Raw genomic sequence first — 18,112 nt, forward strand, 5'->3', positions numbered from 1 at the left:
GGGGGGGGGGGGGGGGGGGGGGGGGGGGGGGGGGGGGGGCTCGCCCTGGCCTGCGGGCCGGTTGTGGCTGGTCGCGCAGTTCCCCGCGCCCCCAAGAAAAAGGGGCGCGATCCACGGTCAGGACAGACACGTGAGGGGCGATCGTCATAACGGTCGCCCCTTCTCATGCTCAGACCGCGAGCCTCGCCCGCGTCGCCTGCAGCAGTCGTACGACCGACTCGTCCGCCACCTGCGGAACCTCGTCGTACCCGAACCAGCGCACGTCGAGGGACTCCTCGCTGATCGTGTGCGCGGCGTCCGGGGACGCCAGGGCCGCGTACTGGACGTCGAAGTGCCAGTGACACGGAGCCGGGATCGGGTGGCGGTCCAGGCGCACCGGGCCGCCCGGCAGCAGGGAGAGCCCCGAGACGCCGGACTCCTCCGTCGCCTCACGCAGGGCCGCGGCCGCGAGCGAGCTGTCGTCCGGCTCGCAGTGGCCGCCCATCTGCAACCACATCTGCAGCTTCCTGTGCAGGGTCAGCAGCACCCGGCCGCCCTCCGGGTCGATGATCAGGGCGCTCGCCGTGATGTGACCCGCCCGGCAGGCCTTCCACAGGCCGTCCGGATGCGCTGCCAGGTGGTCCAGGTAGTCCTGCCGCAGGTCCGCCTGGTCCTCGTAGCCCTTGAGCACGAGGACCGCGTCGTCGTACAGGCTCACTCGGCGTCGTCGCCCTTGCTCTTGTCGTCGCCCTCGTCCTTCTTCTTCAGGTCGGGCTTGTCCGCCGCCTCGCCGAGCATCTTGTCGAGCTCGGAGAAGTCGATCTGCTCGCGGTGCACGAAGCCGTCCGGGTCGTCCAGGTCGGTGGCCGTGGGCAGCATGTCCGGGTGGTGCCACAGGGCGTCCCGGCCGTCGACGCCGCGCGCGTCGGTGAGCGAGGCCCACAGACGGGAGGCGTCGCGCAGACGCCGGGGGCGCAGCTCCAGACCGATCAGCGTGGCGAACGTCTGCTCGGCCGGGCCGCCCGAGGCGCGGCGGCGGCGCAGCGTCTCGCGAAGGGCGTCGGCGGACGACAGACGGGGTTTCGCGGCGGCGTGGACCACCGCGTCCACCCAGCCCTCGACGAGCGCCAGAGCCGTCTCCAGACGGGCCAGGGCGGCCTTCTGCTCAGGCGTGTCCTCCGGCTGGAACATGCCCTGCTGAAGCGCTTCCTGCAGCTGCTCCGGATTCTGCGGGTCGAACTGGCCGACCACGTCCTCCAGCTTGGCGGTGTCGACCTTGATGCCGCGGGCGTAGCCGTCGACCGCGCCGAACAGGTGCGAGCGCAGCCACGGCACGTGCGCGAAGAGGCGCTGGTGGGCGGCTTCGCGCAGGGCGAGGTACAGCCGCACCTCCTCCTGGGAGACGCTCAGGTCCTTGCCGAACGCCTCGATGTTGACCGGCAGCAGCGCGGCCTTGCCGGCCGGGCCGAGCGGCAGGCCGATGTCGGACGAGCCGACGACCTCACCGGCCAGCACGCCGACGGCCTGCCCGATCTGCGTGCCGAACATGGCGCCGCCCATCGAGCGCATCATGCCGATCAGCGGGCCGGCCATGGCCTGCATCTCCTCCGGCAGGACGTCACCCATGGCCGTGCCGACGCGCTCGGCGACCGGGTCGACGAGCTCCTTCCAGGCGGGCAGGGTCGCCTCGACCCACTCCGCGCGGCTCCAGGCCACCGCGGAGGCGGAGCCGGACGGCAGCGACGTGGCGTCGTCGAGCCAGAGATCCGCCAGGCGGACGGCCTCCTCGACGGCCTTGCGCTCGGCGGGGCCGACGCTCGCGTCCTTGGTGCCGTCAGGGCTGCCCTGGGAGACGGTCTGGCGGGCGATCTGCTTGGCCATGTCCCAGTTCACCGGGCCGCCCTCGTAGGAGAGCATCTGGCCCAGCTGCTGGAAAGCGGCGCCCAGGTCGTTGGGGTTCAGAGAGCCGAACATGGCTGCGAACGGATTGTCCGCACCGGGGCCGCCGGGGCCGCCGCCGAAGCCTCCGGCTCCGGGCAGGCCGCCGAAACCGAACGGGTTGGACGGTCCCTGACCACCACCGCTCTGCTGGTCCTTCTTCTTGCCCTCGTCGCCGTCGTCCGGCTCCTCCGGCGGAAGGCCGAATCCGAATGGGGTGTCACTCACGGGATTCCTCGGCTGGTAGGGCCGCCGGTTCTTTCCGGCGGCGCGGCTGCCCGACAACACCACCCAGCGTAGACACCTGGGACGGATCGGGCCTCAGTGCTTCGCCGACTGACCGCCTGCGGCAGGATGGATGCCACCTGGTACGCACGCATCACTCGCGCTCGTACTGAAGACAACCGCTGGAGACGCCCGGTGAGTTCCCCAGATCCGCAGGTTCGCGCAGCGCGAAACCAGTCAAACAGTGCCGCGGGTGCCGCGGCGCGTGGACCCGTCGTCGCGGTCACCGGCGCCGCGTACGGCGTCGGAGCGCTGCTCACCGAGCGGCTCGCCGCGTCCGCCGAGGTCAAACAGGTGCTGGCCATCGACGAACGACGCGGCGACTGTGCGGCGGCGCAGTGGCACATCCTCGACGTACGGGATCCGGCCATCGCGGACAAGCTGCGCGGCGCCGACGTGGTGGTGCACCTGGCGCTGGATCTCGACCTGGAGACCGACGCGGCCGCCCGAACGGCCTACAACGTGCGGGGGACGCAGACCGTTTTGACGGCGGCCGCGGCGGCCGGAGTGCACCGGGTCGTGCTGTGCACCTCGACGATGGTCTACGGGGCCCTGCCGGACAACGAGCTGCCGCTGTCCGAGGACGCGGAGCTGCGGGCCACGGCGGAGGCGACGGGCGTCGGCGACCTGCTGGAGATCGAGCGGCTGGCCCGGCGGGCGCCACGGGCGCACCCGGGGCTCAACGTCACCGTGCTGCGGCCGGCCGTCCTGGTCGGAGGTACCGACACCGCGCTGACCAGGTATTTCGAGTCCCCGCGGCTGCTGGTCGTCGCCGGTTCGCGGCCGGCGTGGCAGTTCTGTCATGTCGAGGATCTGTGCAGCGCGCTGGAGTACGCCGTCCTGGAGAAGGCCGACGGGGAACTCGCCGTGGGCTGCGAGGGGTGGCTGGAGCAGGAGGAGGTCGAGGAGCTCAGCGGAATCCGCCGGATGGAGCTGCCGTCGGCGGTCGCGCTGGGCGCGGCGGCGCGCCTGCACCGCATCGGGCTCACGCCCTCTCCCGCGGGCGACCTGGCCTACACCATGTATCCCTGGGTGGTGAGCGGCAGCCGGCTGCACGACGCCGGGTGGCGCCCTCGGTACACCAACGAGGAGGTGCTGGCGGAGCTCCTGGAGGAGGTCTCCGGCCGGCACACGGTGGCCGGACGGCGACTGGGCCGCAAGGACGCGACGGCCGCGGGTGCCGCGGGTGCGACGGTGGCGCTGCTGGGCGCTGCGGCGGTGGTGCGGCGGGCACGGAAGGCCCGGCGGCGGATCTAGGAGCCCGGCCGGCCGGCAGCTCTGTTCCGTGCCGCCGGCCCCGTGCGGCACGATGGAGGCATGGCATCCACGAACGATCACCCCGGTGAGCAGGCCGCGCAGGACCCGATCAAGCTGATCGGGATTCGGGACACGGCCCTTTCCGTGGACGAGGTGTTCCGGGCCGTCGGGGACGACGCGGCCGGTGGCACCGCGCTCTTCGTGGGGACCGTGCGGAACCACGACGGCGGCGCGGACGTGGCGGAGCTGGGGTACTCCTGCCACCCCAGTGCCGAGGCCGAGATGAGGCGGATCGCCGAGAAGGTCGTCGCCGAGTTCCCGGTGCGGGCGCTGGCGGCCGTGCACAGGGTGGGGGACCTCCGGGTCGGTGACCTCGCCGTGGTCGTCGCCGTCTCGTGTCCGCATCGGGGAGAGGCCTTCGAAGCCTGCCGGAAGCTGATCGACGACCTCAAGCACGAAGTGCCGATCTGGAAGCACCAGAAATTCTCCGACGGCACCGAGGAGTGGGTCGGGGCCTGCTAGAGCGGGAGGTCCGGCTCCAGTTGCGTAACCGCACCCCTGGCGTGAGCGTTGTCACTGCGGATGGTTAATCTGCTGATCAGTCAGTTGCGGACGCTCAATGGGGTAGGGAGGTCGGCATGGCGGCGCTCGCCTGGTTGCTGATTCCGCTTGTGGCTGCCATCGGCGCGGGCCTCTGGGGCAGTTGGGCCAACCGGACCCGCAAGGCTCGGGGCGACGGCCCGGAACTCATCGGCTACGCCCGTTTCCGCGAGGCCATGGAAAAGCCCCGACAGGGCAGCTGAAGGCCAGGGAAACAGCAGGTCACACGCGTTTGAGAGCACAGGGCCGCCCCGGACGGGCGGCCCTGACGGTGCGCTGACAGGCCCGTCCCGTACTGTCGAGTCATGCCACGCCGCACCGCGACGATGCTCGCCTCCACCCTGATGCTGATCGCGCTTCTGTGCGCGGGAGTGTTCATCCCCGTGCCGTATTCGGAGATGTCCCCGGGGCCGACGGTGAACACGCTCGGCGACCACGACGGTGAGCCGGTGCTGCAGATCGCGGGGCGCAAGACGTATGCGACCAGTGGCCACCTGAACATGACGACGGTCCGGGTGACCAGTGCCGACTACCGGATGAACCTGGTCGAGGCCGTCTACGGCTGGCTCGCCCATGACAACAAGGTCGTGCCGCACGACACGCTCTACCCGGACGGCAAGACCGAGGAGCAGTCCACCCAGGAGAACGCCGAGGAGTTCAGTCAGTCCCAGGAGAGCGCCAAGGTCGCGGCACTCAAGGAACTCGACGTTCCGGTGAAGTCCTGGGTGATCGTCTCGACGGTCGTCAAAAGCTCTCCGGCCGAGGGCAAACTGCACGCCGGGGATGTGATCAAGGCCGTCGACGGCACGGCGGTGAAGGAGCCGGCCGACGTCGCGAAGCTCGTCACCAAGCACAAGGCGGGCCAGGACGTCCGCTTCACGATCGTCCCCGCCAAGGAGCAGGCCGCCGCGGAGAAGGAGAAGCGGACCCCGACGAAGACGCAGGACGTAACCATCACCACGACGACCTCCGACGACACCGGCGAGAAGCGCGCCATAGTGGGGATCTCCGCGGGGACCGACCACACGTTCCCGTTCACCATCGACATCAAGCTGGCCGACGTCGGCGGCCCCAGCGCCGGTCTGATGTTCGCGCTGGGCATCTACGACAAGCTCACGCCGGGCAGTCTGACCGGGGGCAGGTTCGTGGCCGGCACGGGGACGATCGACGACCAGGGCAAGGTCGGACCGATCGGCGGCATCGAGATGAAGACCGTGGGTGCACGGGCGAAGGGCGCACGGTACTTCCTGACGCCCGCCGACAACTGCGCGGCCGCCGCCAAGGACACCCCCGAGGGCCTCACCCTGATCAAGGTGGACACCATCGAGGACGCCCTGGGCGCCCTCGAGGACCTCCGCAGCGGTGACACGGCCGATCTCCCGAAGTGCCGCAGGTAGGCCGGCGAACCCGGTACCGGTCCGGGCCGCACGGCCGTCCGGCTACTCCTCGAACGTCGCCGACAATGCCTCCGCCAGGCCCGGCACCAGGCCGGAACCGGTGAGGACCTCCGTGGGGGAGTCCTTCTCACGCAGGCGCAGGGCCGAGTCGCGGGTGCCGTCGCGCAGGACCGCGACCGTCATCCGGACCTCCTGGCGCTCGGCGTGCTCCGCCACCCACTTCGTCAGCGCGGCCTCGTCCAGATTCTGCGGAACCTGAGCCTCCGCGGACGGCGGCAGCATCAGTCGCTCCACGGTGAGGGCGCAGCCGGCCACCGCGTCGGGCCAGGCGATGGTGGCCAGGAACTCGTCGAGCGGCTTGCCCGTCGGAATCTCCTCCTGCTCGATCGGGGTCAGACCGGAGTGCTCCGAAGCGTCGTCCAGACCGAGCCGGTCGGCGAGCGAGGGCTGTTCGGCGCGCAGCCGCGCGGTGTCGACGAGGGCGAAAAGGCGGGCGGGCTGGTCCCAGCCGAGGCCGGAGACGTACTCGTCGATCTCGAGGACGGCCCGGGTGAGCGGGTTCGCAGCCATGGGAGTGTTGGACATGGTCACAATCCTGCCTCGTTCCCGGCCGGAATCGGGAACCGAGTAAACGGTGAGTAAGTTGCATAGGTGGGGGCCCACGATCACGGGGGCCGCAATCGGTCCGTGAAGACGCGGGCTTACGAATCAACAGCGACATTCGAGGTGCGCACCTTGGCTTTCCAGATGCCGGACCGCGGCGGAGGCCCGACAGGGCCGCGGATCAGAGTGGGCCGCCCGTCCCGGCGTGTCCGGACCCTGCTCATGACGCTGGGCGTCCTGGCCGTCCTCGGCATGGCGTTCACCATGTTCGCGGGTTTTTGGACGGACTGGCTCTGGTACCGGTCGGTGAACTACTCGTCGGTCTTCACCACCACCCTGTGGACCAAGATCGGGCTCTTCTTCGTCTTCGGTCTGCTCATGGCCCTCGCGGTCGGCTTCAACATCTGGCTGGCGCACCGGCTGCGGCCGCCGCTGAGCGCCATGTCGATGGAGCAGCAGAACCTCGACCGCTACCGGATGGGCATCGCGCCCTACAAGACGTGGCTGCTGCTCGGGATCACCGCCCTGGTGGGCCTGATCGCCGGTGCCTCGGCGTCCAGCCAGTGGCGTACCTGGCTGATGTGGATCAACGGCGTGCCCTTCGGCCAGAAGGACCCCCAGTTCAAGCTGGACGTCTCCTTCTACGCCTTCGACCTGCCCTGGTACCGGTTCCTGCTCGGCTTCGGCTTCGCCGCCGCGATCCTGTCCGTGATCGCCGCCGCGCTCACGCACTACCTGTACGGCGGGCTGCGCGTCACCAGCCCGGGGGCCCGCGCCACGGCGGCGGCCACCGGGCACCTGTCCGTGCTCATCGGTGTCTTCGTGGCTCTGAAGGCGGTCGCGTACTGGCTCGACCGGTACGGACTCGCGGTCAAGTCCAGTGACTTCAGGGCGACCGACAACTGGACGGGCCTGCGGTACGTCGACGCCAACGCCTACCTGCCGGCCAAGACGATCCTGTTCTGCATCGCCGTCATCTGCGCGCTGCTGTTCTTCGCCACCATCTGGCGGCGCACCTGGCAGCTGCCCGTGATCGGCTTCGGATTGATGGTGCTCTCCGCGATCCTCATCGGCGGCCTGTACCCGGCGATCGTGCAGAAGTTCCAGGTCCAGCCGAACGAGCAGGCCAAGGAAGCGCCGTACGTCGAGAAGAACCTCGAGGCGACGCGCAAGGCCTACGGCATCGACGGCACCAAGGTCACCGACTACTCGGGCACCGGCAACGCCGAGGACAAGACCAGGCTGCGCGACGACGTCGACTCCACGGCGAGCATCCGGATCATGGACCCGAACATCGTCTCGCCGACGTTCCAGCAGCTCCAGCAGATCAGGAACTACTACGCGTTCCCGAACAACCTGGACGTCGACCGGTACGCCAAGGACGGCAAGGAACAGGACACGGTCATCGGCCTGCGTGAGCTGAACCTCGCGGGCATCCCGAAGAAGAACTGGATCAACAACCACTTCCGTTACACCCACGGGTACGGAGTGGTGGCCGCCGAGGGCACCAGTGCCGACGCCCAGGGCCGTCCGAACTTCACGGAGTCCGACCTGCCCTCCAAAGGCGACCTCGGCACGTACCAGCAGCGCGTCTACTACGGCGAGAAGACCACCACGTACTCGATCGTGGGCGGTCCCCAGAAGGAGATCGACTACTCCGACGACAACGGCGAGAAGACCACCAGCTACAAGGGCGACAGCGGGGTCGACCTCTCCAACCCGGTCAACCGGGCCGCCTACGCGTTGGCGTTCGGCGAGCCGCAGATCCTGTACTCCGGTGCCATCGGCGACGGTTCGCGGATCCTGTACAACCGCACGCCCAAGGAGCGCGTCGAGGCGGTCGCCCCGTGGCTGACCATCGACGGCGACGCCTACCCGGCGGTCGTGAACGGCAAGATCCAGTGGATCGTCGACGCCTACACGACGACGAACGGCTACCCGTACTCCTCGCGTACGACGCTCGGCGACACCACCGCCGACTCGCTCACCGCCACCAACGACAACCGCGCCGTGGTGGCCCAGCAGAACCAGGTCAACTACATCCGCAACTCGGTGAAGGCGACCGTCGACGCCTATACCGGTGAGGTCAAGCTCTACCAGTGGGACACCAAGGACCCGGTCCTGAAGACCTGGATGAAGGCCTTCCCGGACACGGTCGAGCCCAAGAGCGACATCTCCAAGGACCTGATGGACCATCTGCGCTATCCGCAGGACCTGTTCAAGGTCCAGCGTGAGCTGCTCACGCGCTACCACGTGAAGGACGCGACGACGTTCCTCAGCGGCAGCGAGGTGTGGCAGGTGCCGGACGACCCGACGAACCGCTCGGGCAGCGCGGTGCCGCCGTACTACCTGAGCATGAAGATGCCCGACCAGCAGGCGCAGTCGTTCTCGCTCACGACGACCTTCACCCCCACCGGCCGGGACAACCTCAGCGCGTTCATGGCGGTCGACGCCGAGGCCGGCACGAGTGACTACGGCAAGATCAGAATCCTCAAACTGCCGACCAACACCACGGTGAACGGACCGAAGCAGGTCCAGAGCCAGTTCAACTCCCAGGAGGACATCGCCGAGTCCATCAGGCTCCTGAGGGGCGGCGACTCCGAAGTGGAGTACGGCAACCTGCTGACGGTGCCGCTCGACGGAGGACTGCTCTACGTGGAGCCGGTCTACGTACGCGGTGGTGGACTGAAGTACCCGCTGCTGCGCAAGGTCCTGGTGACCTACGGAGGCCAGACCGCCTTCGAGAACACGCTCGACGAGGCCCTCAACAAGATCTTCGGAGCCGACGGGGCGACTCCTGAGCCCCCGGACAGCGGCGATACGACTCCGCCGCCGACCTCCGACAATCCGACGGTCCAACAGGCCCTGGAGGACGCGCAGAAGGCGTTCGACGCGGGTCAGGAGGCCCTGAAGAACAACGACTGGGAGGCGTACGGCCGGGCGCAGAAGGACCTTGAGGAAGCCCTGCAGCGAGCCGAGGACGCACAGGCGAGCCGGACCGGCGGCGGGGGCGGGGCGAGCAAGCCCGGCACCGCCCCGAGCGGCAGCCCGAGCCCCAAGCCGAGCAGTTAGCTCCTGGCCTGGTCAAATGCCCATCCCGCGCCGTGGTACGGTTGTGAACACAACGGCGCGGGGTGGAGCAGCTCGGTAGCTCGCTGGGCTCATAACCCAGAGGTCGCAGGTTCAAATCCTGTCCCCGCTACTGAAGTCGCGATGTTCGAGCGACGGAGCGACACCGAAGGCCCGGATTCCACAGCGGAATCCGGGCCTTCGTGATGTGTGAACGCATGTGCTGACGCCTGCTGTGGCCGTGCCGGCGGGGGGAGTTGTGCAATCTGTGTTTGACTTGTCTCTCTGTGGGCATGTCGACAAAACGCTGTAGTGACCTCAATGGCTGCGGTATACGAGGTGTACCCAGGTTGCAGGTGGTGCGACGATGGACGTTATGGGGGACAAGGGAACTCTGTTCGAGACAGGGCGTTTTGTGCAGCCTTCCGGCCGGGAGGACACCGAGACCGCGGACGAGACCGGGGAGATCGCCGACGAGGCGGCCGAAGAGCTGCGTCAGCGGCTCGCCGCGGAGGCCGGCGACGTCGAGGCGATGAGTGTCCTCGGGGCCATGTTGTTGCGCCGTGGTGATCTCGACGGTGCCGAACCCCATCTGCGTGCCGCCACCGCCGCGGGCGACCGGGCCGCCGCCAACAACCTGGGAGTCCTTCTCCATCAGCGCGGTTACGCCGACGAGGCCGCCGGATGGTGGCGGATCGCCGCCGTCGCCGGATCCGCCGCGGCCGCGCACGCCCTCGGCCGGCACCACCGTGAGCGCGGTGACGAACCGGCCGCCGAGTACTGGCTGAGGCAGTCCGCCGAACAGGGCCACACCCTGGGCGCGTACGCCCTCGCCGATCTGCTGGAGCACCGCGGTGACGCCGCGGCCGAGCGGTGGATGCGGGTGGCGGCCGAGCGCGGGCACCGGGAGGCGGCGTACCGGCTGGCGCGGGCGCTGGATCACAGGGCGGCGCCGGAGACCGGTGGGGACACCGGTGTCCGGGCTCCGCAGGAGGCCGAGCAGTGGTACCGGCAGGCCGCCGCACGCGGGCACCGCAGAGCCGCGCTGCACCTCGGGACGATCCTGGAGAGGCGCGGCGAGCTCAAGGAGGCCGGGCGCTGGTACCTGACGTCCGCCAAGGACGGCGAGGCCCGGGCCGCCTGTGCCCTCGGGTTCCTGCTGCGCGACGCGGGCGACACCGAGAACGCCGCCGTGTGGTGGCTGCGGGCCGCTCAGGACGGCGACGGAAACGCGGCGAACGCGCTGGGCGCGCTGCACGCCGAACGAGGCGAGACCCAGACCGCCGAGCGGTGGTACCGGGCCGCGATGGACGCGGGCGACGTGAACGGCGCGTACAACCTGGGGCTGCTCTGCGCCGAGCAGGGACGTACGCAGCAGGCCGAGCAATGGTACCGGCAGGCGGCCTACGCCGGGCATCGTGAGGCCGCCAACGCGCTGGCGATCCTGCTGCTCCGGGGCGGGGACGAGACGGGCGCGGAGCCGTGGTTCTCCAAGGCCGCGGAGGCCGGGAGCGTGGACGCCGCGTTCAACCTGGGCATCCTGCACGCCGGGCGCGGCGAGGAGAGGGCCGCACTCGGCTGGTACGAGCGGGCCGCCGCCGCCGGGCACACCGAGGCGGCGCTCCAGGTCGGCATGGCGCGGCTGCGGGAGGGCGACGAGCAGGAGGCGGAGCGGCACCTGCGGTGTGCGGCCGGGGGCGGGAGCGCCGAGGCCGCGTACCGGCTGGCCACGGTGCTCGACGCGCGGCGGCCGCCGGAGCCGGCCCATGAGCTGGGCGAGCCGGTGCACCGGCGGAGCGAGTGCGAGGAGTGGTACGAGCGGGCTGCCACGCAGGGGCATCGGCGGGCGCAGGTGCGGGTCGGCATGCTGGCGGCGGCCCGGGGGGATGTCGTCGAGGCGGCTCGGTGGTATCGCGAGGCCGCCGAGGCCGGGTCGCGCAACGGCGCGTTCAACTTGGGGCTGCTGTTGGCTCGCGAAGGCAGTGAGCCCGAAGCGGCGCTGTGGTGGACACGGGCGGCCGATGCGGGGCACGGGCGGGCGGCGTTGCGGCTGGCCCTGGTCTACGCGCGTCGGGGTGAGCTCGCGGAGGGGCAGCGGTGGGCCGAGCGTGCGGTGTCGCTCGGGCCGGAATCCGTGGCGGAGCGGGCGGAGCGGCTGCGGGACGCGCTGCGGCAGGAGCTGTCGGCTTGAGGCTGACTCACCATCGATTTGCATCTGCCCTCTGCGCTCACGTAACGTTGCATTCACCGACGCGGGGTGGAGCAGCTCGGTAGCTCGCTGGGCTCATAACCCAGAGGTCGCAGGTTCAAATCCTGTCCCCGCTACTGAAGGCCTGGGGCCGGAATCCGGAAGGGTTCCGGCCCCAGGTGTATCCAGAGACGCGCGAAGCCCCGGTACCTGTCGGTACCGGGGCTTGCCGCGTGTGGGGGAGGCTAGGCGGCCGCGCAGTTCGGGCAGAGACCGCGGTACGTCACCTCGACCTCCGAGACCGTGAAGCCGAAGCGCTCCGAGTCGGGGAGGTCCGCCAGCGGGTTGCCGATCGGGTGGACGTCCCGGATCGCGCCGCACCGGGCGCAGACCAGGTGGTGGTGCGGCCGGTGGGCGTTCGGGTCGTACCGCTTGGCGCGCTGGTCGGTCGAGACCTCGAGCACCTCGCCGAGGGTCACGAGCTCGCCCAGTGTGTTGTAGACGGTCGCCCGGGAGATCTCGGGCAGCTTGGCGACGGCCCGGGAGTGGACCTCGTCGGCCGTCAGATGGACGTGTTCGCCGTCGAGGACCTCGGCCACGACGCGTCGCTGCGCGGTCATCCGCCAACCGCGTCCGCGCAGGCGTTCCAGAAGGTCACTCATGCCCACCAGACTAACAGCAAAAGGGACCAGGTCCCGAACAGGTGTGAAGTTGGATTTTCTCCAGCTTTAGATGATGTCCAGCGGTGGGCCGGGCCTCTTCCGGGGCCCGGCCCGTCCGCACTGTCAGGCGGGCACCTGCTGGCGTGCCGGTGCCCAGCATCGGATGATGTCGCGGACCGAGACGATGCCGGCGGGCTCGTCGTGGTCCAGCACGATGAGGTGCCGGAAGCCGCCGTGCGCCATGGCGCGGGCCGCCTCCTCGAGGGTCCAGACCGGGGCCGCGAACACGACGTCGGTCGTGGTGTGGGCGTGGGCGCGCTCCGCGTCCGGGTCCTGCCCCAGGCCCACGGAGTTCAGGATGTCGCGTTCGGTGAGGATGCCGATGCCGCCGGCGTCGGGGTCGTGGACGATGGCCGCGCCGACCTTGCGGGCGGACATCAGTGCGGCGGCCTGGCGAAGGGTGTGGTTCGGGCCGATCGTGAGGACGACGGTGCTCATGGCGTCACGGACGAGCATGAAGGGAGCCACCTCCTGGGAGTGTCCCCGCCGTTTGTTCATTTCTTCACAATTTCACAAGGGGGCGGGCTCTCAGAGTGGCAGGTAAAGGGAGGGTCAACAAGGGGGCGCTCGGTATGCGCGGGGGCTCAGTAGCGCTGGTTGAGGAACCCGAGCAACTCGTCGTGCAGCAGCCCGTTGGACGCGGCCGCGTTGCCGCTGTGCGGGCCGGGGCGTGCGTCGAGTCCGGTGAAGCTGCCGCCGGCCTCCGTGACGATGATCGCGGTCGCAGCCATGTCCCACAGCGACAGCTCCGGCTCGGCACACATGTCGACGGAGCCTTCCGCGACCATCATGTACGGCCAGAAATCGCCGTACGCGCGCGTGCGCCAGACCTCGCGGGTGAGGTCCAGGAAACCGTCCAGGCGGCCCTGCTCCTCCCAGCCGCTGAGGGACGAGTACGCGAAGGAGGCGTCGGAGAGCTTGGAGACACGGGAGACCTGGAGGCGGGTCGCCTTCGTGAGGCTGCGGCCGGTGAAGGCGCCGTAGCCCTTGGCGGCCCACCAGCGGCGGCCGAGCGCTGGGGCGGACACCACGCCGACGACAGGCTGGAAGCCGCCCTCGCCGGCTTCCATGAGGGCGATGAGGGTGGCCCACACCGGGACGCCGCGTACGTAGTTCTTCGTGCCGTCGATGGGATCGATCACCCAGCGGCGGGGGCCGGTGCCCTCGACGCCGTACTCCTCGCCGAGGATCGCGTCCCGGGGGCGGGCGCGCTGGAGCTGGCCGCGGATGAGTTCTTCGGCGGCCTTGTCCGCTTCGCTCACCGGGGTCATGTCCGGTTTCGTCTCGACCTTGAGGTCGAGGGCCTTGAACCGGTCCGTCGTCGCGGCGTCGGCGGCGTCGGCGAGGACGTGGGCGAGACGCAGGTCGTCGAGGTAGTCGGGCATGTGACGAACGGTATCTGCCGAGGTGGGGGTGGGGCTACCGGGGGTTTGCGGGTAGGTGTGGGGGCGTTGTGGGGGCTCGGCGCCGGTACGGGGACGACGGCCGGGCGGGATCCGGCTCCACCACTGGTGAAAGGCGAACGCGCCGCGCAGATCGGCTCAAAGGCGCCCCCCGCACGTGCCCGCGAACCCTTGACAGTCGATCCGGGCGCGTCAAACCTGGGCGCACAGCCGCTCGCCCCAAGGGGAGGCGATGATGCCTGCAGCGCGGGAATCGCTACTGGACGCCGCTTACGCGGCGCTGGCGCGCCGGCCCTGGTCCGCCGTGCGCATGGTGGACGTGGCCGCGGCGGCGGGAGTGTCCCGGCAGACGCTGTACAACGAGTTCGGCAGCAAGGACGGGCTCGCCCGGGCGCTCGTGAGGAGGGAGGCCGACGGGTATCTCGCCGGGGTCGACCGCGCGCTCGCCAACCACAGCGACCCCCGCGACCGGCTCACCGCCGCCGCCGAGTGGACCACGTCCGTGGCCCGCGAGAACTCCCTCGTCCGCGCCATGCTCACGGGCTGCTGGAACGAACGGCTGCCCTCCCCGGCCCTGTCGGCCGTCCCCTCCGCCTCCACCGTGCCGGCCCAGCGCCGCGCCGACGGCCCACTGCCCTCACCCGGCGACTTCGTCAGCCTGGTCCGCGACCGCGCCGTCAGTGTCCTGGCCGGGCCGGGCACTCCCCGGTCCGACACCGCCGACCTGGCCCGCTCCTGCGAACTCGCCGTCCGGCTCGCCCTGTCCTGTGTGGCCGCGCCCCCGGGCGAGGGCGGCGTCGCCGACCTGGTCCGCGGCGCCCTCCAGCGGCAGGCGGGCTGACGGGGCGTCAGTGCGCCGACCCCGACAGCTGCAACCCGATCACGCCGATGATGACGAGGCTGATGGACACGATCTTCAGCGTCGACACCAAGTCGCCCAGGAACACCATGCCGTAGATCGCCGTGCCCGCCGCGCCGATGCCCGTCCACACGGCGTAGGCGGGCCCCACGTCGAGCTTCTTCAGCGACAGGGTCAGCAGTCCGAAACTGCCGAGGGCGAAGACGCAGAACGCGACCGTCGGCCAGAGCCGTGTGAAGCCGTGCGACAGCTTCAGACACACGGCGAAGCCGGTCTCCAGCAACCCGGCCACGATGACCAGCAGCCACGCCATGAGTCGTTCCTCCCGTGTCCCACGTTCAGTGACCGCTCAGTTGGTTCGACCTGGTTCGCCGGACTTCTCGCCTTCTGGCCGGTCTTGCATATGGCTTGGTGCGATTATGCACTTACCGTCCGCAGGCGATGACAAACAACGCGGAGGTCAGTCGCCTTCCTTGCGGTCCCGCGTGGCCAGCAGCCGCCGCAGCGAGAACAGCCGCGCCTGGTCCGCATGCCCCTCGGCCACCCACGCGTCCAGCGCGCAGTCGGGCTCGTCGTGGCTGCACGCGCGCGGACAGCCCTCGGTGCCCTGCTCCAGGTCCGGGAAGGCGTGGATGACCCGGGACGGGTCCACGTGGTTCAGCCCGAAGGACCGCACGCCAGGTGTGTCGATCACCCAGCCGTCGCCGCCCGCCAGGGGCAGCGCCAGCGCCGAGGTGGTGGTGTGCCGGCCTCGGCCCGTCACCGCGTTCACATGCCCCGTGCTGCGCCGCCGCTCCTTTGGCACCAGCGCGTTGACCAGGGTCGTCTTGCCGACACCGGAGTGGCCGACGAACGCGGTGATCTTTCCGTCGAGCTCCTCCCGCACCCGCTCGACGGCCACGCCGCTCTCCAGTTCCTCGCGACTGGTGACGACGTAGGGGATGTCGAGGTCCCCGTACAGCTCCAGCAGCTTGTCCGGTGGCGCGAGGTCCGACTTGGTCAGGACCAGCAGCGGATCGAGACCACCGTCGTAGGCGGCGACGAGGCAGCGGTCGATGAGCCGGGGCCGGGGCTCCGGATCGGCCAGGGCGGTCACGACGGCGAGCTGGTCGGCGTTGGCGACGACCACGCGCTCGTACGGGTCGTCGTCGTCCGCCGTGCGACGCAGCACGGACGTCCGCTCCTCGATGCGCACGATCCTGGCGAGCGTGTCCTTCCTGCCCGACAGGTCGCCGACGAGTGCCACCCGGTCGCCGACGACCGCCGCCTTGCGGCCCAGCTCGCGGGCCTTCATCGCCATGACCACACGGTCCTCGACGAGGCAGGTCAGGCGGCCCCGGTCGACGGTGAGGACGAGGCCCTCGGCGGCGTCCTCGTGCTTGGGCCGGATGTTGGTCCGCGGCCGGGTGTTCCGGCGGCCAGGACGGGTGCGGATGTCGTCCTCGTCGGTGTGCTTGCCGTAGCGGCGCATGACGTGATCCCCGCGTCCTACGCCCCGAGCATCCCGGTCCACAGGTCGGGGAAGTCGGGCAGGGTCTTCGCCGTCGTCGCCACGTTCTCGATCCGCACCCCCTCCACCGCCAGGCCGATGATCGCGCCGGCCGTGGCCATGCGGTGGTCGTCGTAGGTGTGGAAGACCCCACCGTGCAGGCGGCGCGGGCGGATGTGCAGACCGTCGGCGGTCTCGGTGACGTCGCCGCCGAGCTCGTTGATCTCCTTCGTCAGCGCGGCCAGCCGGTCCGTCTCGTGCAGCCGCAGATGGGCCACGCCGCGCAGGGTCGACGGGGAGTCCGCGAGGGCCGCGACCGCCGCGATGCCCGGCGTCAGCTCGCCGACCTCGCTCAGGTCGACGTCGATGCCGTGGACCGAGCCGGAGCCGGTGAAGACCAGCCCGTACTCGGTCAGTTCGCAGGAGCCGCCCATCTCCGTGAAGATCTCGCGCAGCCGGTCACCGGGCTGGGTGGTGCGGGCCGGCCAGTCCGGGATGACGACCTTGCCGCCGGTCACCAGAGCCGCCGCCAGGAACGGCTGGGCGTTGGACAGGTCCGGCTCGATGACCAGGTCCCGGCCGAGCAGGGCGCCCGGCGTGACCCGCCAGACGTTCGGCTCACCGCCCGACTCGGGGGTGTCCACCTGGGCGCCGACCGCGCGCAGCATGTCGACGGTCATGCGGATGTGCGGCATGGAGGGCAGGGTGGCGCCGGTGTGGCGGACCTCGACGCCCTGGTTGAAGCGTGGCCCGGACAGCAGCAGGGCGCTCACGAACTGCGACGAGGAGGACGCGTCGATCGCGACCGGGCCGCCGTCCAGGGCACCGCCGCCCTGCACGGTCAGCGGCAGCGCACCACGGCCGTCGTCGTCGATCCGGGCGCCGAGCTGACGCAGCGCGTCGATGACCCCGGTCAGGGGACGCTCGTAGGAGCGGGGGTCGCCGTCGAACCGGACGGGACCGTCGGCGAGCGCGGCGACCGGCGGCAGGAACCGCATCACCGTTCCGGCGTTGCCGACGTCCACCGTGGCCGGGCCGCGCAGGCCCGTGGGCAGCACGCGCCAGGCCTCGCCGGTGCCGTCGGGGCCCACGCCCTCCTCGATCTCGACTCCCATGGCGCGCAGCGCGCCGGCCATCAGCAGGGTGTCGCGGGAGCGCAGGGGGCGGCGCAGCCAGCCGGGCTCCGAGGCGAGGGAGGCGAGGACCAGGGCGCGGTTGGTGACCGACTTGGACCCGGGCACGTGGACCGTCGCGTTGACGGCTCCGCTCGCGTGCGGGGCGGGCCAGAGGGCGGCTTCTGCGGTGTTCGGGGCCATGCCTTTACTGTATAAGCAGGCCGCTGTCCGAGTGCGGCGCCGTCGGAGCCGGCCGTGCCCACGCGGCGGAGCCGCACACCGGCACAGCCCGGACACCCTTCGGGTACGTCACAGGCCCAGCAGCCAGCGTCCTCCGCCGATCAGCGAGCACAGCGACACCGCGTGGAAGAGGAAGAACCACAGCCCCGCCGGTACGTGCGTCAGGCGCGACAGCTGGTCCGCGTCCGAGTCGCCCGCCCCGCCCCGCGCCCGCTTCGCCTGGAGTTCGAACGCCGGGCGCACTCCGCCCAGCAGCAGGAACCACACCACCACGTAGGCGAACGCCGCCTGCACCTGCGGACCGGCCAGCCAGGAGACCAGGACGAACAGACCCCCGGTAATGATCATGGTGAGGGCGCCGTAGGCGTTGCGGATCATCACGAGCATGGCCAGCAGCAGGGCGGTGGCCAGCCACAGCAGGAGCGTGATGCGGCCGGCGGCCAGCAGGGCCGCGCCGCCCAGGCCCAGCAGGGGAGGGGCGGTGTACCCCGCGGCGGCCGTCAGGATCATGCCGATGCCGTGCGGCTTGCCGCGGCTGACGGTCAGGCCGCTGGTGTCGGAGTGCAGCCGTATGCCGGTGAGCGTGCGGCCGGTGAGCAGGGCCACGAGCCCATGCCCGCCTTCGTGGGCGATGGTGATGGCGTTGCGGGAGATGCGCCAAGGGCCGTGCGGGATCACCACGGCGAGCGCGGCCACCAGGGTCGCGAGAACCACCCAGAGGTCGGGGTCGGGCTGGGTGCCGGAGACCTCGTCCCAGAGGGAGGCGAGGGAGGCGGTTGCGGTGCTGTCCATGTGCGGCGGTGACTCCCTGAGGGCGGGTGGAATCCGGGCGGTGTGGCACGTATGTGCGGACCGTATCCGAGATGAGGATCCGAAGACTGCGGCGTGGGCCACGGCGGCGAGAAACCCGGTCCGCTGTGCCGGGAGAGCGCGAGTGCGCCCGGGACCTCGCGCCGCACTCGGCCCAA

Annotated in this window: 17 protein-coding genes and 2 tRNA genes; 9 read left to right on the top strand and 10 right to left on the bottom strand. The window is 70.6% G+C overall.

Features of this window, described 5'->3' with window-relative positions:
- Positions 1-169 precede the first annotated feature (169 nt).
- Positions 170-697, bottom strand: coding sequence for an NUDIX hydrolase (locus tag IE212_RS30275; RefSeq protein WP_190201163.1), 528 nt, complete (start codon positions 695-697; stop codon positions 170-172).
- Positions 694-2,145 carry a zinc-dependent metalloprotease gene (locus IE212_RS30280; RefSeq protein ID WP_190201164.1) on the bottom strand — a complete coding sequence of 484 codons (1,452 nt, stop codon included), beginning with the start codon at positions 2,143-2,145 and terminating at the stop codon, positions 694-696. Before IE212_RS30280 ends, IE212_RS30275 begins: the two co-directional genes overlap by 4 nt.
- 192 nt (positions 2,146-2,337) lie before the next feature.
- On the opposite strand from IE212_RS30280, the gene IE212_RS30285 reads away from it, so the two are divergent.
- From IE212_RS30285 to IE212_RS30300, 4 genes are all read left to right on the top strand, one after another.
- On the top strand, positions 2,338-3,459 hold the full coding sequence (locus tag IE212_RS30285; protein WP_190201165.1) for an SDR family oxidoreductase: 1,122 nt from the start codon (positions 2,338-2,340) through the stop codon (positions 3,457-3,459).
- Between the two features lie 60 nt (positions 3,460-3,519).
- Complete coding sequence (locus IE212_RS30290) at positions 3,520-3,981, top strand: molybdenum cofactor biosynthesis protein MoaE (protein WP_190201166.1); 462 nt, start codon at positions 3,520-3,522, stop codon at positions 3,979-3,981.
- 116 nt (positions 3,982-4,097) lie between these two features.
- Positions 4,098-4,262, top strand: a complete 165-nt coding sequence (locus IE212_RS30295; protein ID WP_190201167.1) for a hypothetical protein — start codon at positions 4,098-4,100, stop codon at positions 4,260-4,262.
- Positions 4,263-4,364: 102 nt separating this feature from the next.
- Positions 4,365-5,456, top strand: a complete 1,092-nt coding sequence (locus IE212_RS30300; protein ID WP_190201168.1) for a YlbL family protein — start codon at positions 4,365-4,367, stop codon at positions 5,454-5,456.
- Positions 5,457-5,498: 42 nt separating this feature from the next.
- On the opposite strand, the gene IE212_RS30305 is transcribed toward IE212_RS30300, so the two are convergent.
- The gene (locus IE212_RS30305; protein WP_190201169.1) at positions 5,499-6,041 is read right to left on the bottom strand and encodes a PPA1309 family protein; all 543 of its coding nucleotides are present in this window, start codon (positions 6,039-6,041) and stop codon (positions 5,499-5,501) included.
- A 162-nt stretch (positions 6,042-6,203) separates the two neighbouring features.
- Between IE212_RS30305 and IE212_RS30310 the strand changes: the two genes are divergently transcribed.
- The 4 genes from IE212_RS30310 to IE212_RS30325 all read left to right on the top strand — a co-directional run bounded on the left by IE212_RS30310 (position 6,204) and on the right by IE212_RS30325 (position 11,453).
- The gene (locus tag IE212_RS30310) at positions 6,204-9,131 is read left to right on the top strand and encodes a UPF0182 family membrane protein (RefSeq protein ID WP_229864651.1); all 2,928 of its coding nucleotides are present in this window, start codon (positions 6,204-6,206) and stop codon (positions 9,129-9,131) included.
- A gap of 56 nt (positions 9,132-9,187) precedes the next feature.
- A tRNA-Met gene (locus tag IE212_RS30315) sits at positions 9,188-9,261 on the top strand.
- Between the two features lie 234 nt (positions 9,262-9,495).
- Positions 9,496-11,319 (top strand): tetratricopeptide repeat protein, encoded by a 1,824-nt coding sequence (locus IE212_RS30320; protein WP_190201171.1) that lies wholly within the window; start codon positions 9,496-9,498, stop codon positions 11,317-11,319.
- A 60-nt stretch (positions 11,320-11,379) separates the two neighbouring features.
- Positions 11,380-11,453 (top strand) — tRNA-Met (locus IE212_RS30325).
- Positions 11,454-11,561: 108 nt separating this feature from the next.
- Here the strand turns inward: IE212_RS30325 and IE212_RS30330 are convergent.
- The 3 genes from IE212_RS30330 to hisN all read right to left on the bottom strand — a co-directional run bounded on the left by IE212_RS30330 (position 11,562) and on the right by hisN (position 13,423).
- Entirely contained in the window at positions 11,562-11,978 is a 417-nt protein-coding gene (locus tag IE212_RS30330; RefSeq protein WP_190201172.1) for a Fur family transcriptional regulator, read from the bottom strand.
- Between the two features lie 123 nt (positions 11,979-12,101).
- Positions 12,102-12,494 (bottom strand): CBS domain-containing protein, encoded by a 393-nt coding sequence (locus tag IE212_RS30335; protein WP_190201173.1) that lies wholly within the window; start codon positions 12,492-12,494, stop codon positions 12,102-12,104.
- A gap of 128 nt (positions 12,495-12,622) precedes the next feature.
- Positions 12,623-13,423 carry a histidinol-phosphatase gene (gene hisN, locus IE212_RS30340; RefSeq protein WP_190201174.1) on the bottom strand — a complete coding sequence of 267 codons (801 nt, stop codon included), beginning with the start codon at positions 13,421-13,423 and terminating at the stop codon, positions 12,623-12,625.
- Positions 13,424-13,673: 250 nt separating this feature from the next.
- Between hisN and IE212_RS30345 the strand changes: the two genes are divergently transcribed.
- Positions 13,674-14,282 (top strand): TetR/AcrR family transcriptional regulator, encoded by a 609-nt coding sequence (locus IE212_RS30345; RefSeq protein WP_190201175.1) that lies wholly within the window; start codon positions 13,674-13,676, stop codon positions 14,280-14,282.
- Between the two features lie 7 nt (positions 14,283-14,289).
- On the opposite strand, the gene IE212_RS30350 is transcribed toward IE212_RS30345, so the two are convergent.
- From IE212_RS30350 to IE212_RS30365, 4 genes are all read right to left on the bottom strand, one after another.
- Positions 14,290-14,613: a DMT family transporter gene (locus IE212_RS30350; RefSeq protein WP_030232322.1), complete on the bottom strand. Its 324-nt coding sequence runs from the start codon at positions 14,611-14,613 to the stop codon at positions 14,290-14,292.
- A gap of 147 nt (positions 14,614-14,760) precedes the next feature.
- Positions 14,761-15,771: a ribosome small subunit-dependent GTPase A gene (gene rsgA, locus IE212_RS30355; protein WP_190201176.1), complete on the bottom strand. Its 1,011-nt coding sequence runs from the start codon at positions 15,769-15,771 to the stop codon at positions 14,761-14,763.
- A 17-nt stretch (positions 15,772-15,788) separates the two neighbouring features.
- Complete coding sequence (aroA, locus tag IE212_RS30360) at positions 15,789-17,105, bottom strand: 3-phosphoshikimate 1-carboxyvinyltransferase (RefSeq protein WP_190201177.1); 1,317 nt, start codon at positions 17,103-17,105, stop codon at positions 15,789-15,791.
- Between the two features lie 108 nt (positions 17,106-17,213).
- Positions 17,214-17,936, bottom strand: coding sequence for a M50 family metallopeptidase (locus IE212_RS30365; protein ID WP_190201178.1), 723 nt, complete (start codon positions 17,934-17,936; stop codon positions 17,214-17,216).
- Positions 17,937-18,112 lie beyond the last annotated feature (176 nt).

The organism is Streptomyces djakartensis, from assembly GCF_014651075.1.
Classification (GTDB): domain Bacteria; phylum Actinomycetota; class Actinomycetes; order Streptomycetales; family Streptomycetaceae; genus Streptomyces; species Streptomyces djakartensis.

Coding starts and splice junctions, on each gene's coding strand:
- IE212_RS30290 (WP_190201166.1), top strand. CDS start 3,520: ATGGCATCCACGAACGATCACCCCGGTGAGCAGGCCGCGCAGGACCCG.
- IE212_RS30295 (WP_190201167.1), top strand. CDS start 4,098: ATGGCGGCGCTCGCCTGGTTGCTGATTCCGCTTGTGGCTGCCATCGGC.
- IE212_RS30300 (WP_190201168.1), top strand. CDS start 4,365: ATGCCACGCCGCACCGCGACGATGCTCGCCTCCACCCTGATGCTGATC.
- IE212_RS30305 (WP_190201169.1), bottom strand. CDS start 6,041: ATGTCCAACACTCCCATGGCTGCGAACCCGCTCACCCGGGCCGTCCTC.
- IE212_RS30310 (WP_229864651.1), top strand. CDS start 6,204: ATGCCGGACCGCGGCGGAGGCCCGACAGGGCCGCGGATCAGAGTGGGC.
- IE212_RS30320 (WP_190201171.1), top strand. CDS start 9,496: ATGGACGTTATGGGGGACAAGGGAACTCTGTTCGAGACAGGGCGTTTT.
- IE212_RS30330 (WP_190201172.1), bottom strand. CDS start 11,978: ATGAGTGACCTTCTGGAACGCCTGCGCGGACGCGGTTGGCGGATGACC.
- IE212_RS30335 (WP_190201173.1), bottom strand. CDS start 12,494: ATGCTCGTCCGTGACGCCATGAGCACCGTCGTCCTCACGATCGGCCCG.
- hisN (WP_190201174.1), bottom strand. CDS start 13,423: ATGCCCGACTACCTCGACGACCTGCGTCTCGCCCACGTCCTCGCCGAC.
- IE212_RS30345 (WP_190201175.1), top strand. CDS start 13,674: ATGATGCCTGCAGCGCGGGAATCGCTACTGGACGCCGCTTACGCGGCG.
- IE212_RS30350 (WP_030232322.1), bottom strand. CDS start 14,613: ATGGCGTGGCTGCTGGTCATCGTGGCCGGGTTGCTGGAGACCGGCTTC.
- rsgA (WP_190201176.1), bottom strand. CDS start 15,771: ATGCGCCGCTACGGCAAGCACACCGACGAGGACGACATCCGCACCCGT.
- aroA (WP_190201177.1), bottom strand. CDS start 17,105: ATGGCCCCGAACACCGCAGAAGCCGCCCTCTGGCCCGCCCCGCACGCG.
- IE212_RS30365 (WP_190201178.1), bottom strand. CDS start 17,936: ATGGACAGCACCGCAACCGCCTCCCTCGCCTCCCTCTGGGACGAGGTC.